10 protein-coding genes are annotated in these 13,954 nt (G+C 62.8%); 7 read left to right on the top strand and 3 right to left on the bottom strand.

The features are described from left to right. The 7 genes from KTJ77_RS03505 (at window position 1) to KTJ77_RS03475 (ending at window position 7,007) form a co-directional block, all read left to right on the top strand. Window positions 1-663, top strand: coding sequence for a DUF4129 domain-containing protein (locus tag KTJ77_RS03505; RefSeq protein ID WP_217337117.1), 663 nt, complete (start codon window positions 1-3; stop codon window positions 661-663). Beyond that, complete coding sequence (locus KTJ77_RS03500; RefSeq protein ID WP_217337116.1) at window positions 660-1,856, top strand: DUF4350 domain-containing protein; 1,197 nt, start codon at window positions 660-662, stop codon at window positions 1,854-1,856. The genes KTJ77_RS03505 and KTJ77_RS03500 overlap by 4 nt, the downstream gene beginning before the upstream one ends. 2 nt (window positions 1,857-1,858) lie before the next feature. Beyond that, window positions 1,859-2,845, top strand: a complete 987-nt coding sequence (locus KTJ77_RS03495; RefSeq protein ID WP_217338310.1) for a MoxR family ATPase — start codon at window positions 1,859-1,861, stop codon at window positions 2,843-2,845. Window position 2,846: 1 nt separating this feature from the next. Then, window positions 2,847-4,154 (top strand): DUF58 domain-containing protein, encoded by a 1,308-nt coding sequence (locus KTJ77_RS03490; RefSeq protein WP_217337115.1) that lies wholly within the window; start codon window positions 2,847-2,849, stop codon window positions 4,152-4,154. Between the two features lie 59 nt (window positions 4,155-4,213). Further along, entirely contained in the window at window positions 4,214-4,669 is a 456-nt protein-coding gene (locus KTJ77_RS03485) for a Fur family transcriptional regulator (RefSeq protein ID WP_217337114.1), read from the top strand. After that, window positions 4,666-6,114, top strand: coding sequence for a catalase (locus tag KTJ77_RS03480; protein ID WP_217337113.1), 1,449 nt, complete (start codon window positions 4,666-4,668; stop codon window positions 6,112-6,114). Before KTJ77_RS03485 ends, KTJ77_RS03480 begins: the two co-directional genes overlap by 4 nt. A gap of 137 nt (window positions 6,115-6,251) precedes the next feature. Then, window positions 6,252-7,007, top strand: a complete 756-nt coding sequence (locus KTJ77_RS03475; RefSeq protein WP_217337112.1) for an aquaporin — start codon at window positions 6,252-6,254, stop codon at window positions 7,005-7,007. Window positions 7,008-7,062: 55 nt separating this feature from the next. Here KTJ77_RS03475 and KTJ77_RS03470 read toward each other — a convergent pair whose 3' ends face one another. The 3 genes from KTJ77_RS03470 to KTJ77_RS03460 all read right to left on the bottom strand — a co-directional run bounded on the left by KTJ77_RS03470 (window position 7,063) and on the right by KTJ77_RS03460 (window position 13,826). After that, window positions 7,063-8,271: an HTTM domain-containing protein gene (locus tag KTJ77_RS03470; RefSeq protein ID WP_367948814.1), complete on the bottom strand. Its 1,209-nt coding sequence runs from the start codon at window positions 8,269-8,271 to the stop codon at window positions 7,063-7,065. Beyond that, window positions 8,268-9,023: a DUF5819 family protein gene (locus tag KTJ77_RS03465; protein WP_217337111.1), complete on the bottom strand. Its 756-nt coding sequence runs from the start codon at window positions 9,021-9,023 to the stop codon at window positions 8,268-8,270. Before KTJ77_RS03465 ends, KTJ77_RS03470 begins: the two co-directional genes overlap by 4 nt. A 72-nt stretch (window positions 9,024-9,095) precedes the next feature. Beyond that, window positions 9,096-13,826, bottom strand: coding sequence for a choice-of-anchor G family protein (locus tag KTJ77_RS03460; RefSeq protein ID WP_217337110.1), 4,731 nt, complete (start codon window positions 13,824-13,826; stop codon window positions 9,096-9,098). Between the last annotated feature and the right edge of the window lie 128 nt (window positions 13,827-13,954).

The raw sequence follows: 13,954 nt of genomic DNA, 5'->3' as shown, positions 1-13,954 counted from the left end.
GTGAGACCGCTGCGGGCGCTTGCCTGGCCCAGCCCGGACGAAGCGCAAGACCTCCTTGACAAGGAGCTGAGCGATCCGCGCTATCAGGCTCCCGAGCCAACCTGGTGGGACAAATTGGTCTCGTCGGTCGTTGATTTCTTCCAAGACTTACTTTCGTCGGTCACGTCAGACGCCGTGGGGCCCATCATCGTGTGGATCGTCGCCGGGGTCATCGTTGTGCTTATCGTGGCAGCCTTCTTCATCTGGGGGCGCCCGCGCTTCACGATCACCTCGCGCGCGACGCCCGATGCCCTCTTTGGAGATGATGATCCACGCACGGCCGATCAGTTGCGCGCGGCCGCCGACGGCGCTGCACACGCGGGTGATTGGAACCAGGCGGTGATTCTGCGCATGCGCGCGCTGGCCCGTGGGTTAGATGAGCGTGGCATCGTGGTGCTGGCACCGGGTGCAACGGTCCAGCAGTTCGCGCATGAGGCGTCGCGGAGCTTTCCCGGCTATGTCGAGCAGGTCTCCCTCGGCGCGCGCATTTTTGACAACGTGCGATACGTGCGCGTCGACGCAACCCGCGGCGACTATGACGCCCTGACCGCGCTGGATACCGATCTCCAGCGCAGCCGCGCCCAGGCTCTCAGCACCCTGCCTTCGCTGGCGGTGCATTCATGAGTGTTCCTTCCCCCGTGGTTGCGCCGCCGCACACCGCTCTCCCCTACGAGACGCGCGTCGCGGGCCGGCCACGACGCGTCCTGTTCTGGATCGCGGTGGCTCTCATTGCGCTCATGCTTGGTGCGGTCATTGCTCTTACTCGTCCGTCGTTGGACAACCCGATGAAGCCAGGACTCGACCCGGACAGCACGGCTGCGGACGGTGCGGGGGCCGTCGCCGAGGTGCTCAAGGATCACGGCATCCGCCTCACCCGCACCGAGTCTCGTGTCGCGGCCGCGGACGCATCCGCTGGTGCCACTCTCGTGGTTCCGTCGACGCCTGCGCTGAGCGATGAAGCGTTCTCTGCACTCATCGCTCATGCTGACGTCGTTGTTCTCGTCTCCCCCACCAGCACCCAGCTCGACACCGCGATCGATGCTGAACGCCACGGCTTCGACGGCACCGGGCTCGAACCGGGGTGCGATGCCGCTGTCGTCAGCGACCTGGGCGAGGCCACCATTGGCGGCCTCTTTTCGGCCCCGGGTGCCACCGCCTGCTACGAAAGCAAGGACGGCGCCGGATTGCTCATCGTTGAGCGTGATGCACAGACGATTTACGTGCTCGACGGCGACACAACGTTTACGAATGCGACCGTCGGTGAGGCACACAACGCTGGCCTCGCACTGCGCCTCCTCTCGCAACGAGATGCCATCGTCTGGTATGTCGCGACACCGGCAGACACCGATAGCGAGGCCCCGCAAGACACCAGTTTGGGCGGACTCACACCATCATGGGTGACGCCCGTTATTGTGCTCGCCCTGCTTGTGGCAGTTGCCGCGATCGCCTGGCGCGGGCGCCGGTTTGGGCCGCTTGTCACCGAGCGTTTGCCCGTGACCGTCAAGATTTCCGAAACCCTCGAAGGCCGCGCCAAGCTTTACGCGCAGGGGCACGACACACCGCACATCGCGCACATCCTGAGGACCGCCACCATGCGTACCCTCGCGAAGCATGTCGGGCTCTCCGCATCGGCGCAGCCCGCCGCTGTCGCCGCCGCCGTTGCCGCGCTGCTCGGCATGAACGCCCAACAGGTCGACAGTCTCCTTAACGGCCCCGCCCCCACGAGCGAAGCCGGTTTACAAGATCTCAGCGACCATCTGATTCATCTGGAAGCTGCCGTCGCGGCGGCGTTCCGCACCGAAAGGACAACCTCGTGAGCATGAACGCGAACCCTGCACCGTCGAATCCGGCCCAAGCGGATCCGGCGCGCGAAGCGATCGCCCGAGTGCGCCATGAAGTTTCCAAAGCTGTGGTCGGGCAAGACGGAACCATCACCGGCATGCTGATTGCGTTGCTGGCTCGTGGCCACGTGCTACTCGAGGGTGTTCCTGGAGTAGCCAAGACGCTGACCGTACGCTCGTTCGCCACGGCGTTGGGGTTGGACACCAAGCGCATCCAGTTCACGCCTGACCTCATGCCAGGAGACGTCAGCGGCTCGCTCATTTACGACGCGAAAAGCGGAGAGTTCGAGTTCCGTGAGGGGCCGGTGTTCACAAACATCCTGCTCGCCGACGAAATCAACCGCACGCCGCCAAAGACACAATCGGCCCTGTTGGAAGCCATGGAGGAACGCCAAGTGTCCACCGATGGCGTGAGTCGTGCACTGCCCGACCCCTTCCTCGTCGCCGCGACTCAGAACCCGATCGAGCAGGAGGGCACCTATACGTTGCCCGAAGCACAGCTCGACCGGTTTCTGATGAAGCTGATCGTCGACGTTCCGCAGCGCGATGCGGAAGTCGCGGTGCTTCGCAAGCATGCTGCAGGCTTCACCCCCACGAAGCTTGCAGAAGCAGGCCTGCAGGCGGTCATCACTGCGGACGAGATTCATGCCGCGCAGCGAGCAGCAGCAGCCGTACACGCGACCGACGACCTGCTCACCTACATCGTCGATTTGGCACGCGCGACACGCATGAGTCCATCTGTCCAGGTCGGCGTCAGCCCGCGTGCATCGACGGCCCTGCTCGCCGCAGCCAAAGCATGGGCATGGCTGAGCGGATACCCCGCGATCACTCCGGATCACATTCAGGCCATGGTGGTTCCGGTTTGGCGACACCGCATCAAGTTGCGCCCGGAGGCTGAAATCGAAGCCGTCACTGCGGATAGCGTGCTTGCGAGCGTTCTCCAACAGACACGAGTGCCTTTCTAACGTGTACGTCACCGGCCGCTTCCCGTTACTCGTCGCCCTCGGCGTCGTGCCCATCATGGTGCTCTCGGTTGCGGGAGTGTCATCTTGGGCAGTGTTGCTCGCGTGGCTCGCGCTGTGCATCGGTGTCGCCGCAATCGATGCGGCTCGTGCCGTTGATGCGCGAGCGCTGACGCTGGTGCGCGACGGAACCACGAGGGCGCGTCTCGGGGATGCGGTATCGACAGGTATCTGGATCACAAATCCGCACCCACGGGCCGCACACCTGACGGTGCGTGACGCATGGCAACCCACAGCCGGTGCCCCCACCGAACGCGCTCGGGTGAGTATTCCTGGCGGTGAGCGGCGCCATATTTCTGTCCCGCTTCAGCCCCGGCGCCGCGGCGAACTTCGCAGCACGTTTGTTGCGCTGCGAAGCGCTGGCCCCCTCGGCATCGCTGGGCGTCAGGTCGTCATGGCGAACACCGGAACCCTCCGCGTGTTGCCGCCATTCACGTCGCGCAGACATTTGGCGTCTCGTGTCGCACGCTTGAAGGAGTTGGACGGCAACACCTCTCTGCAGGTGCGTGGCCAGGGCACCGAGTTCGACTCGTTGCGGGAGTATGTACGCGGCGATGACGTGCGCTCAATTGACTGGCGGGCGACGGCGCGGAGCGCAACAACGATGCTGCGCACGTGGCGCCCTGAGCGCGACCGCCACGTCGTGATCCTGATCGATACCGGTCGCACATCTGCTGCACGCGTTGGCGACGGCACCCGCCTCGACGCTTTCCTCGAGGCCGCGCTTCTGCTGACGGCGCTTGCCCAGCGGGCGGGCGATCACGTTCACGTCGTCATGTTTGACCGGGTCGTACGCGCTCGCGTGAGTGGAGTGGATGGTCCGCGCCTGCTCCCCGCAATTGTCGACGCGATGGCACCCATCGAAGCTCAGCTTCTCGACACCAACTGGGATGCCGCGTTCGCCGAGATTCGCACCCTCACAACACGCCCATCGCTCGTTGTGCTCCTCACCGCGCAGGATTCACCCGACTCCTCACGTGCATTCCTCGGGTCTCTCCAGCCGGTGACCGCGCGCTCCCGCGTGATTGTTGGTTCCGCTACCGACTCCGCACTCGACGACATCGCTCAGCAGCGCACACACATTGACGAGGTGTACCGCGCCGCTGCGGCACAACAGACGGCGTCAGAGGCGGCGGCGGTCGCGCTGGCAATGCAGCGCGCGGGTGCCGAGGCCATCACCGACACACCGGAGAACCTCCCGCCGCGCGTTGCCGATCGCTATCTCGCGCTCAAGAAGCTCGGACGACTGTAGTACTTACCTAACTCATTCCTTTTTATGAATCATTCATATCTAGTGATATGATGGGTGACATGCACAGGCATCAGCAGATCACGCCGGCACTCGCCGAAGACGCGTTGCGCCGTGCCAACCTCCGAGTCACTGCGCAACGCGTCGCGGTGTACCGCACTCTGGCGGAGCACCCGCACTCCAGCGCCGATGTCGTTTTCAGTCAGGTGCGTGAATCTGTGCCTGGCATCGCCCTGCCATCGGTGCACAACGTGCTGGGCGACCTGGTGTCGGCCGACCTTGTGCGCCGCGTGAGCCTGCCAGACGGCGACCGTGCGCTCTACGAACTGGCAGAACCGGCTGACAACCACCACCACGTGCAGTGCGTCGTATGTGGTTCCGTGCAAGACGTCGAATGCGCCGTCGGCCACGCCCCTTGTCTTACTCCGTCCGATAACCACGGAATGCGGGTGCTTGAAGCAACCGTGACCTTCCGTGCTATTTGCTCCGAATGTGAAAGGAAACAGCAGCAGCAATGACTGACAACTTCACCACCACCCAGACCGGAACCCCGGTCGCCAGCGATGAGTTCTCGCTCACCGTCGGCACCAACGGCGTGACGGCTCTCCACGACCGCTACCTGGTTGAGAAGCTCGCTTCGTTCAACCGCGAGCGCGTGCCTGAGCGCAACCCCCACGCCAAGGGTGGCGGCGCTTTCGGTGAGTTCGAAGTGACCGAAGATGTGTCGCAGTACACCCGGGCCGCAGTCTTCCAGCCGGGAGCTAAGGCAGAAACGCTGATCCGTTTCTCCTCGGTCGCCGGTGAGCAGGGATCGCCCGACACCTGGCGCGACGTTCGCGGCTTCTCGCTGCGTTTCTACACCACCGAGGGCAACCTCGACATCGTCGGCAACAACACCCCGACGTTCTTTATTCGTGACGGCATCAAGTTCCCCGACTTCATTCACTCGCAGAAGCGCCTCGGCGCGTCGGGCCTGCGTGACGCTGACATGCAGTGGGACTTCTGGACCCTCTCCCCTGAGTCCGCGCACCAGGTCACGTACCTGATGGGTGACCGCGGTCTGTCCAACTCGTGGCGTGAGCTGAACGGCTACGGTTCGCACACCTACCAGTGGATCAACGCCGAAGGCGAGCGCTTCTGGGTCAAGTACCACTTCATGTCCCAGCAGGGTGTCGTTCGCATGGACCCGGCCGAGGCAGAGCGCATCGCTGGTTCCGACGCCGACTACTACCGTCGCGACCTGTACAACGCGATTGAAGAGGGCAACTTCCCGAAGTGGGACATGTACGTGCAGATCATGCCGTACGCCGAAGCGAAGGACTACCGCTTCAACCCGTTCGACCTCACCAAGACCTGGTCGAAGAAGGACTACCCGCGCATCAAGGTGGGCACGTTCACGTTGAACCGCAACCCGAAGAACTTCTTCGCGGAGATCGAGCAGGCTGCGTTCTCGCCCGGCAACCAGGTTCCGGGAACCGACATCTCGCCGGACAAGATGCTGATGGCTCGTGTCTTCTCGTACCCCGACGCTCAGCGTCACCGCATTGGCACGAACTACAACCAGCTGCCGGTCAACCAGCCGCACGCTGCCGAGGTTCGCAACTACATGCACCAGGGCAACATGCAGTTCCTGTACAACGACGCCGACGCACGCGTCTACGCACCGAACTCGTATGGCGGCCCGGCAGCTGAGCCGGCTCGCGCTGGTGAAGGCAGCTGGGAGAACGATGGTGAGCTCGTCCGCTCGGCGTACGCACTTCACGCAGAGGACGATGACTTCGGCCAGGCCGGAACGCTGTACCGCGATGTGTTTAACGACGAAGAGAAGGCTCGCTTCCTGGACACGCTCGTCGGCCAGTATGGCGGGCTGACGGTCGACCGCATCAAGGAGCGTTTCCTGCAGTACTGGGCAAACGTTGACGCAAATCTCGCAGACAAGATCCGCGCACGCGTAGGCGCATAACCTTCGCACGAAAACGGGCTCGGCATGGAAACATGCCTGGCCCGTTTTCTGTTTGTTCGCGATCCTTTCCCTCTGAGACAACCGTGACCGGTAACATCGCCGCATCACATTCATCCCAGATCAGATCGGGAAACATCATGAGCACACCGAAAGCCACCGAGCCGACCACCGGCTCCAAACTTGCTGCTGAAGCGGTCGGCACCTTCCTCCTCGTGTTCTCCATCATGGGCACAGGCGTATTCGGAGCCTTCTTCTTGGTTCCGGATGCCGCTCCAGCCGGCGGAGTCATCCCCATTGCCGTCGCCCTGGGCCTGGGAGTCGCACTCATCATCAGCGTGTACGCGTTTGGCCCCATCTCGGGAGGCCATTTCAACCCGGCAGTGACCATCGGACTCGCTGCGGCAGGTCGATTCGAGTGGCGAAATGTGGGGGCATACCTCGTCGCCCAGGTCGTTGGGGGCCTGCTCGCAACCACCGCTGCGATGGCCATTGGCGTCTTCGGCCCTGAAGGATGGCTCGCTGCCGCACAGGCAAGCGGATTTGGCTCTAACGGCTACGGTGAGCACTCTCCTGGCGGATTCGGCATGGTCGCTGCCATGATCATTGAGGTCATCGTTACCGCGATTTTCGTGTGGGTCATCATCAGCGTTACCCACCCCGATCGCCCCACCCCATTTGCGGGCCTGGCTATTGGTTCCGCCCTCTTCCTCTTGATCCTGGTGGCCATCCCCGTCGACAATGCGTCGATCAACCCAGCGCGTTCGCTTGCGGCTGCGCTTTATGGCGGGTCAGACGCACTGATGCAGCTCTGGGTGTTTATTGTGTTCCCGCTCATCGGCGCACTCATTGCGGGCCTCAGCTACAAGGCGCTGTTCGATAACGTCAAGCGCTAACAAACGCACGAATGCCCCACGCACGATGATGTCGTGCGTGGGGCATTCGCTTTTGTCAGGACGAAACTCGCGCCGACCGTCGACGGTACCCAGCCGCTTCTGCCGGGGCGGTGTCTTGTTCCGCCTCCGCTTCTGCGTCTGCATCTGCGTCAGCGTCAGCCGCTGCCGCGTCGCCCGGCGGCGCCTCGCCAGTAATGCGGGCTTGCGATGACCGGAACCTCTCCAAGAAGCCCACAGTCATGGCGCGCCAGGTGCGGTCACGGATAAAGATCGCGTCAATCGCGATCATCGCGAGGGAGAACCACGGCAGCCCCATAAGCACCGCGATCGCGATGTGGAAGCCGAGGATTCCTACCAGGCCAATAATGCGCGTCGGTCGGGTGAGGAGCAGGAACGGGAACGACAGCTGCAGCAAGATCGAGCCCCACGCCGCGATTGTGACAGCGGGGCCCCATGTCGTTACGACCTCGCTGAGCCAGGGCCACGTGCCGAAGCGGTCTGTCATGAGCGGGTTGTACACCGCGTATCCACCAGACCACGGGTCACCGCCCGCCTTGTACAGCGCACCCGATACGTAAACGAACGATACCTGTGCGGTGAGGATGACAAGAACCAGGTTGTGGAGCAGGGTTGCCGCCTGCGTCCACGGCTTCTGCGGGTCTTCGACCTCACCCTTGCGGCGCTTGCGGCGCGCGTCGAGGGAGAGACGACCTGCCGGATCTGCGAACAGCATCCAGAACAACGCGATGCGGTACATGTTGTCACCCTGGTCACCGAGCATGTCGTTGGCCTCGATGAAACTCACCCAGAGGATGAACAGTGCGGGGTGCACGATACGTGTGCGCCAGCCCAGCGTGAAGGCCACAGCAAGTGCGAGCAACAACAGGTACAGCAGGGTGTAGACGAGGTCATTGCTCATCGCCTCGTGGAACGAGCTGAAGATCCAGATCTTCGGGAAGTCGCTCTTTGCTTCGAGCCCTTCCCCGTTCCACAGCGAACCGCTACCGAAGGAGTACAGGCGGGTGCTGAAGTTGGATAGCAGCAGGCCAATCGCTGAGACACCGAGCAGGATGCGGGTGATGGCAAGGCCATAGCGGGCTTTCTTCGAATCAAGCAGCCAGCTTTCGACGAACGCCCACGTGTTCTGGATTCCGTGCCCCGCTGCTGTCAGTAGGTCATTGGTTCCGGAGGCAATAGCTCCACCCAATGAACGGAAGAACACCGAGAGGTTGAACTTGGGCTTCTTAACGGCGGACTTCGTCACGAAATCTTCTCCCACTGTGCTCGGAAGACGTCAGAGAAATTCTCGTTCGATTGGCCGGGGTTAAAGATAAGTCCTCGCCAACCGGTTTCCACAAACTTCATGGCGGGCGGAACCGCTGCGGGATCGTTGCGAGAAGCGAACGGGATGACGTTCTGGCGCGTGACCTGGTACTGAATGCGCACCACATCGTCACCCCACATTGCGAGTGCAACCTGAGTCGCGTAAGCCGTCATCATGTGCTCGTCCTGCATGTAGGTCGTCACGACCTTTTCGGAGCCGTACGAGGCCATCTTCTCTTCCATGCGCGCTTCCCAGTCCGCTTCGAAGTAGTTAAGGCCAGCGATGACCCGGTGGTCATCGGTGAGACCGTCGAAGCTACCCTTGAACTCGCTCGCGAGCTGCGCTGCCTGAATGCCTGCACGCGGCGGGAAGAGGTTGTACTGGATCATCGAGAGCTCGACGTCAGTCGCGCTCACCCAGTCGGTAACGGTCTCTTCTCCGCTTTCGTCTTTTTCGACAGCGCGCACGTTGAGGCCATAGGAGCCGTTAATCGGCTCGGGTGCGAACACGCTCCAGGATTGCCCAAACATCGGGATCATGTAGCTGTGCAGGGCCCCGGTCGGAACCACTTCGCGCAACGGCGAATAGGGTGCGATCCAGAGAAAGGACGCGAAGACGTGCCACGCGGTGAATGCGCTTGCGAGTACGAGGAGGACACGCAACGCCGGTGGTCGCGCTTTCTTCTCTGCCATTAATCGGATCTCCTGGCTCATGGGTGCGGGCGGATAGCGCATCGCACTATCCGCCCGCGGGTCATTTCGATACTATTGCGCGTCGACGAGGTTGCGACGACGGATTGCAAAAATACCGAGCGCTGCGCCGATCAACAGGAGGATTCCTGCGGCCGACAGTAGCCCATACGGCGCCTCGGAACCAGTCGGCGGCAGAGCATCTGCTGCACTCGATCCGTTGGCGTTGTTGTTCGCGCTTGCCGTGGCAGCCGCGTTGACGTTGGCTGCAGCATTCGCCGAAGCGGATGCGGTAGCCGATGCCTGAGCAGACGCGTTTGCATCAGCAGTTGCCGTGGCCGTGGCCGTGGCCTCCGCGGACGCCTCAGCCGTAGCCTCAGCGGACGCCTCTGCGCTCGCCTCTGCGGTCGCGTCAGACGACGTCTGAGACGTAGCCTCAGACGCAGCAGCAGAGTCAGCATCTGCAGCGGCCGTTGCCGAAGCATTGCTCGATGCATCTGCGTTCGCCGCAACCGAAGCGGCCGAAGCGGCGTTTGCCTCAGCAGTCGCCGAAGCCGCAGAGTTCGCGTCAGCGGTGGCGTCAGCGTTCGAGGCCGCCGTTGCCGCGGCCGAAGCCGAAGCATTCGCGTCAACGGTCACGTCAGCCGAAGCCGTCGTCGAAGCGTCAGCGTTCGCCGCAACCGAAGCAGCAGACGTCGCATCAGCCGTAGACGCAGCCGAAGCGGTCGTGCTCGCATCAGCATTCGCAGCAGCAACAGCAGCAGCAGTCGCCTCAGCATTCGCCTCACTGTCAGCCTGAGCCGACGCCGCAGCCGAAGCCGCAGCGTTCGCATTCACATCAGCATCCGCAGCAGACGTCGCATCCGCATCCGCGGTAGCAGCAGCCGTAGCCGAAGCGTCGTTTGACGAGTCAGCCGTCGACGCGGCCTGAGCCGCGGCAGCAGCAGTCGCATCAGCAGCTGTCGCAGCCGAAGCATCAGCATTCACGCTGGACGAGTTGTCAGCGTTAGCCGAAGCTTCCGCCGCAGCCGAAGCAGCCGCATTCGCGTCAACCGTCACATCAGCCGAAGCCGCCGTCGAAGCGTCAGCATTCGCCGCAGCCGAAGCAGCAGACGTCGCATCAGCCGTAGACGCAGCCGAAGCGGTCGTGCTCGCATCAGCATTCGCAGCAGCAACAGCAGCAGCAGTCGCCGCAGCGTTCGCCTCACTGTCAGCCTGCGCCGACGCCGCAGCCGAAGCAGCAGCGTTCGCATTCACATCAGCATCCGCAGCAGACGTCGCATCCGCATCCGCGGTGGCAGTAGCCGAAGCGTCGTTAGACGAGTCCGCGTTCGCCGCAACCGCCGCGGCAGCTGACGCGGTCGCGTCAGCATCCGTCGCAGCAGAAGCATCCGCAGTAGCCGTCGCATCTGATGCCGTCGTCGACGTCGCCGCAGCCGAAGCCGCCGCATTCGCATCAACATCAGCCGATGCCGAAGCATCCACAGACGCGTTAGCCGTCGCCGCAGCCTCAGCCGCGGCAGCAGCCGTCACATCAGCCGCAGCAGACGCATCCGACGTCGCGTCAGCGAGAGCCGCAGCAATCGCCGCACCCTCCACTGCCGCATTCGCATCACTATCCGTCTGAGCCGAAGCCGCAGCAGACGCCGACGCATTCAGATCAGCATCCGCAGCAGACGCCGCATCCGCATCCGCATCCGCGGTGGCAGCAGCCGTAGCCGAAGCATCGTTCGACGAGTCAGCCGTCGACGCGGCCTGAGCCGCGGCAGCAGCAGTCGCATCAGCAGCTGTCGCAGCCGAAGCATCAGCATTCACGCTGGACGAGTTGTCAGCGTTAGCCGAAGCCTCCGCCGCACCCGAAGCCGCCGCATTCGCGTCAACCGTCACATCAGCCGAAGCCGCCGTCGAAGCGTCAGCATTCGCCGCAGCCGAAGCAGCAGACGTCGCATCAGCCGTAGACGCAGCCGAAGCGGTCGTGCTCGCATCAGCATTCGCAGCAGCAACAGCAGCAGCAGTCGCCGCAGCGTTCGCCTCACTGTCAGCCTGCGCCGATGCGGACGCAGACGCCGACGCATTCGCGTTCGACGCTGCCTGTGCCGACGCATCGTTCGACGAGTCAGCCGTCGACGCCGCCTCAGCCGCAATCGCACCCGACGAGTCAGCCGAACCAGAAGCCGACGCGTCAGCCGCAGTCGTGCTCGACGCATCAGCATTCGCAGAAGCCTGAGCAGCGACAGCAGCCTCAGCATTCGCCGCGCTCGTCGCGTCAACCGATGCATCCGCCGACGCAGTCGCGAACGCAGCAGACTCCGCAGCCGCATCGGCATTCGCCGTCGCAGCGGCCGAAGCTTGAGCCGTCGCATCAGCAAGCGCCGCAGCGATCGCCGCTCCCTGCACTGCAGCGTTAGCCTCACTGTCAGCCTGCGCGGACGCAGACGCAGACGCAGACGCATTCGCGTTCGACGCTGCCTGTGCCGACGCATCGTTCGACGAGTCAGCCGTCGACGCCGCCTGAGCCGCAATCGCACCCGACGAGTCAGCCGAACCATCTGCCGAAGCAGCTGCATTCGCCGTCGAAGAAGCATCCGCGTTCGAAGCAGCAACCGCAGCAGCCGAAGCCTCAGCATTCGCTACCGTCGTCGCATCAGCCGAAGCCGTTGACGATGCATCCACGGAAGCAGCAGCCTCCGCGGCCGCATTCGCGTTCGCGGTCGCGGCAGCCGACGCCGTCGAAGTTGCGTCAGCCAAAGCCGCCGCAATAGCCGCTCCTTCAACCGCCGCGTTCGCCTCGCTGTCAGCCTGCGCCGAAGCTGCCGCCGAAGCCGAAGCATTCGCGTTCGCGTCCGAATCCGCAGCTGCATCGACCGACGCATTGTTCGAGGAATCAGCATTTGCCGCAATCGACGCTGCCGATGCGGCGTCAGCGTCCGCCGCCGCCGAAGCGTTAGCTGCCGAGCTACTGACCGCCGTGGCATCAGCGGCAACCTGGGCCGATGCGGTCGCGGCAGCGTTTGCCGTAGCATCCGCGGTCGCATCCGCCGAGGCCGCAGACGTTGCATCTGCTGTTGCCGCGGATGCGGCCGCTGCATTGGCATTGGACGTCGCTGCCGCGTCAGCGGCAGTGGTGTTGTCGGCCATAGCTGCCGCTACTGCCGCGGCTTCTGCCGCAGCATTCGCTTGGCTGTCCGCCTGAGCCGATGCTGCAGCCGAAGCCGAAGCATTCAGGTTGCTTTCTGGCTCCTCGTCGAGTGCACGAACGGTAGAGTTCGCCAGCGAGACGCTCAGAATTCCGTCTTGTGTGACGATGCCTGGAAGCAATGTCAAGCTCAGCGCGCGCACGGTGTGGGCGTCTCCCGCAAGATCTGCAACACCGTTTGTTGGTGCTTCAGTGGGCTGGTCGTTTACTCGCAACTGCACGAGGGCAGAGACCGCTTGCAATAGCGGGCTCAGAGTATCCACCACGGGCACGATCAACGTTTCGACCGCAGGAGTCAGGGCTGTCGAGATTGTTCCCAGTACACCCAGAATCGCCGGACCCGTTGTCGCCGAAATGAAGCCCGTAATGCCACTGAGCAACGCGCTCAGCACGTTAGGAGCCAACGGGATTCCCAGGAGGGCGAGGTTAACGTCGACTGTCGGCAGCGGCGCCGTTGTACCAGTGAACTGTCCGATGGTCCCCGTAATCTGCACGGTACCACTAATGGCGTTAGCCAGCGCGCTGACGTCCAGCTTAATGTTGACGCCCAGAGTGTTGATCACGCTGATAGTGGTGCTGACTACCTTGTTCGTTAGCCCCGAAATTGCTTCGGTCACGCCCAACAACACCGCATCGAGGAAAGCAGAACCAATGACATCGGTGTTTGCGGCGAGACCGTTCAGACCGTTCACTCCTGAAACAATCTTCGCGACGTCGACCCTGATGACCCCCGTCGACAAATCGATTGTGACAGTGCCATCCGTGTTCGTGAGCGGCTGACTCAGGAGATTCGTGACGACCGTTTGGCCAACCGTTTCGAGGCCGACAATCGCTACCGTCGGCTCAATGTCTACCGCGCCGAGGGTGAGCCCTCGAACGAGCCGGCTGACTTCACCAACCAGCTCAGTCAGCGCCCCCGTGGGACCGGTGATCGCGTTGAGACCGTTTGCGGCAGTTTGAACCGTAGCTCCGAGACCATCAACGAGTGCGTCGACTGCGGGGCTTTGCAGGTCAATCTCGGCGCCCGCAATCTTGTAGTCGCTTGTAACTGTCCCTGCGTTCTCCTGTACGGCGGACGCCAAGACGCCAATGCGAAGTTCAGCATCCGAAAGAATTTGGTCCGTGAGACCGTCAATGCCAAGCTGATCGAAGAGCAGAGTCAGATCAACTCGCGCGGGATCGGTGCCGATACCTTCAGCACCAGTGATCGCAATTGAGCCATCACTATTGACAGCACCTGCTGCAGCCTTGGATAGCGTGCCGGTCTGCGCATGACTGTAGCTGGGCAGTAATCCGAGAGAGCCCAGGTCAATCAGCCCCGCGGTGTTCTCGTCACCGATCAGCGGAATCGGAAGTCCGCCGAGCTCAATAGTCTGTTCGCTCAGAATGCCAAGATCGATGTTTCCAACGTCTTGCCCCGAATTGTGCGGCAGACCGGAGTAGCTGTAGCCCAACGCCAGCAGGTCAGGCTCAAAAATGGTGGATCGAATCACCTGCGCCTGTGCCGCTGAGAGGTTGTTCGCATCGGTTGCCGGCGCCGCTACTGCATTGGTCATGGGTACTGCAATGACGGCGCCGGTGACGAGAGTCGCCAAAAGAGGCGTCGTCACCTTCCCCCACCGTCTGCGCCGCTTTTGTGGTTGGTGCACTGATTTCTCCTTTTACCAGGATTTTCTTCGCCGCCCAGGCCCGTCGATGGGCTCCTGGAACAACGAAAACGGCATGATCCGGACATGCC

Source organism: Microbacterium sp. NC79, from assembly GCF_019061125.1.
Taxonomy (GTDB): Bacteria; Actinomycetota; Actinomycetes; order Actinomycetales; family Microbacteriaceae; genus Microbacterium.
The sequence above is the reverse complement of the archived record's forward strand: the minus strand, read 5'-3'. Positions and strand labels throughout refer to the sequence as shown.

Coding starts and splice junctions, on each gene's coding strand:
- KTJ77_RS03500 (WP_217337116.1), top strand. CDS start 660: ATGAGTGTTCCTTCCCCCGTGGTTGCGCCGCCGCACACCGCTCTCCCC.
- KTJ77_RS03495 (WP_217338310.1), top strand. CDS start 1,859: ATGAACGCGAACCCTGCACCGTCGAATCCGGCCCAAGCGGATCCGGCG.
- KTJ77_RS03485 (WP_217337114.1), top strand. CDS start 4,214: ATGCACAGGCATCAGCAGATCACGCCGGCACTCGCCGAAGACGCGTTG.
- KTJ77_RS03480 (WP_217337113.1), top strand. CDS start 4,666: ATGACTGACAACTTCACCACCACCCAGACCGGAACCCCGGTCGCCAGC.
- KTJ77_RS03475 (WP_217337112.1), top strand. CDS start 6,252: ATGAGCACACCGAAAGCCACCGAGCCGACCACCGGCTCCAAACTTGCT.
- KTJ77_RS03465 (WP_217337111.1), bottom strand. CDS start 9,023: ATGGCAGAGAAGAAAGCGCGACCACCGGCGTTGCGTGTCCTCCTCGTA.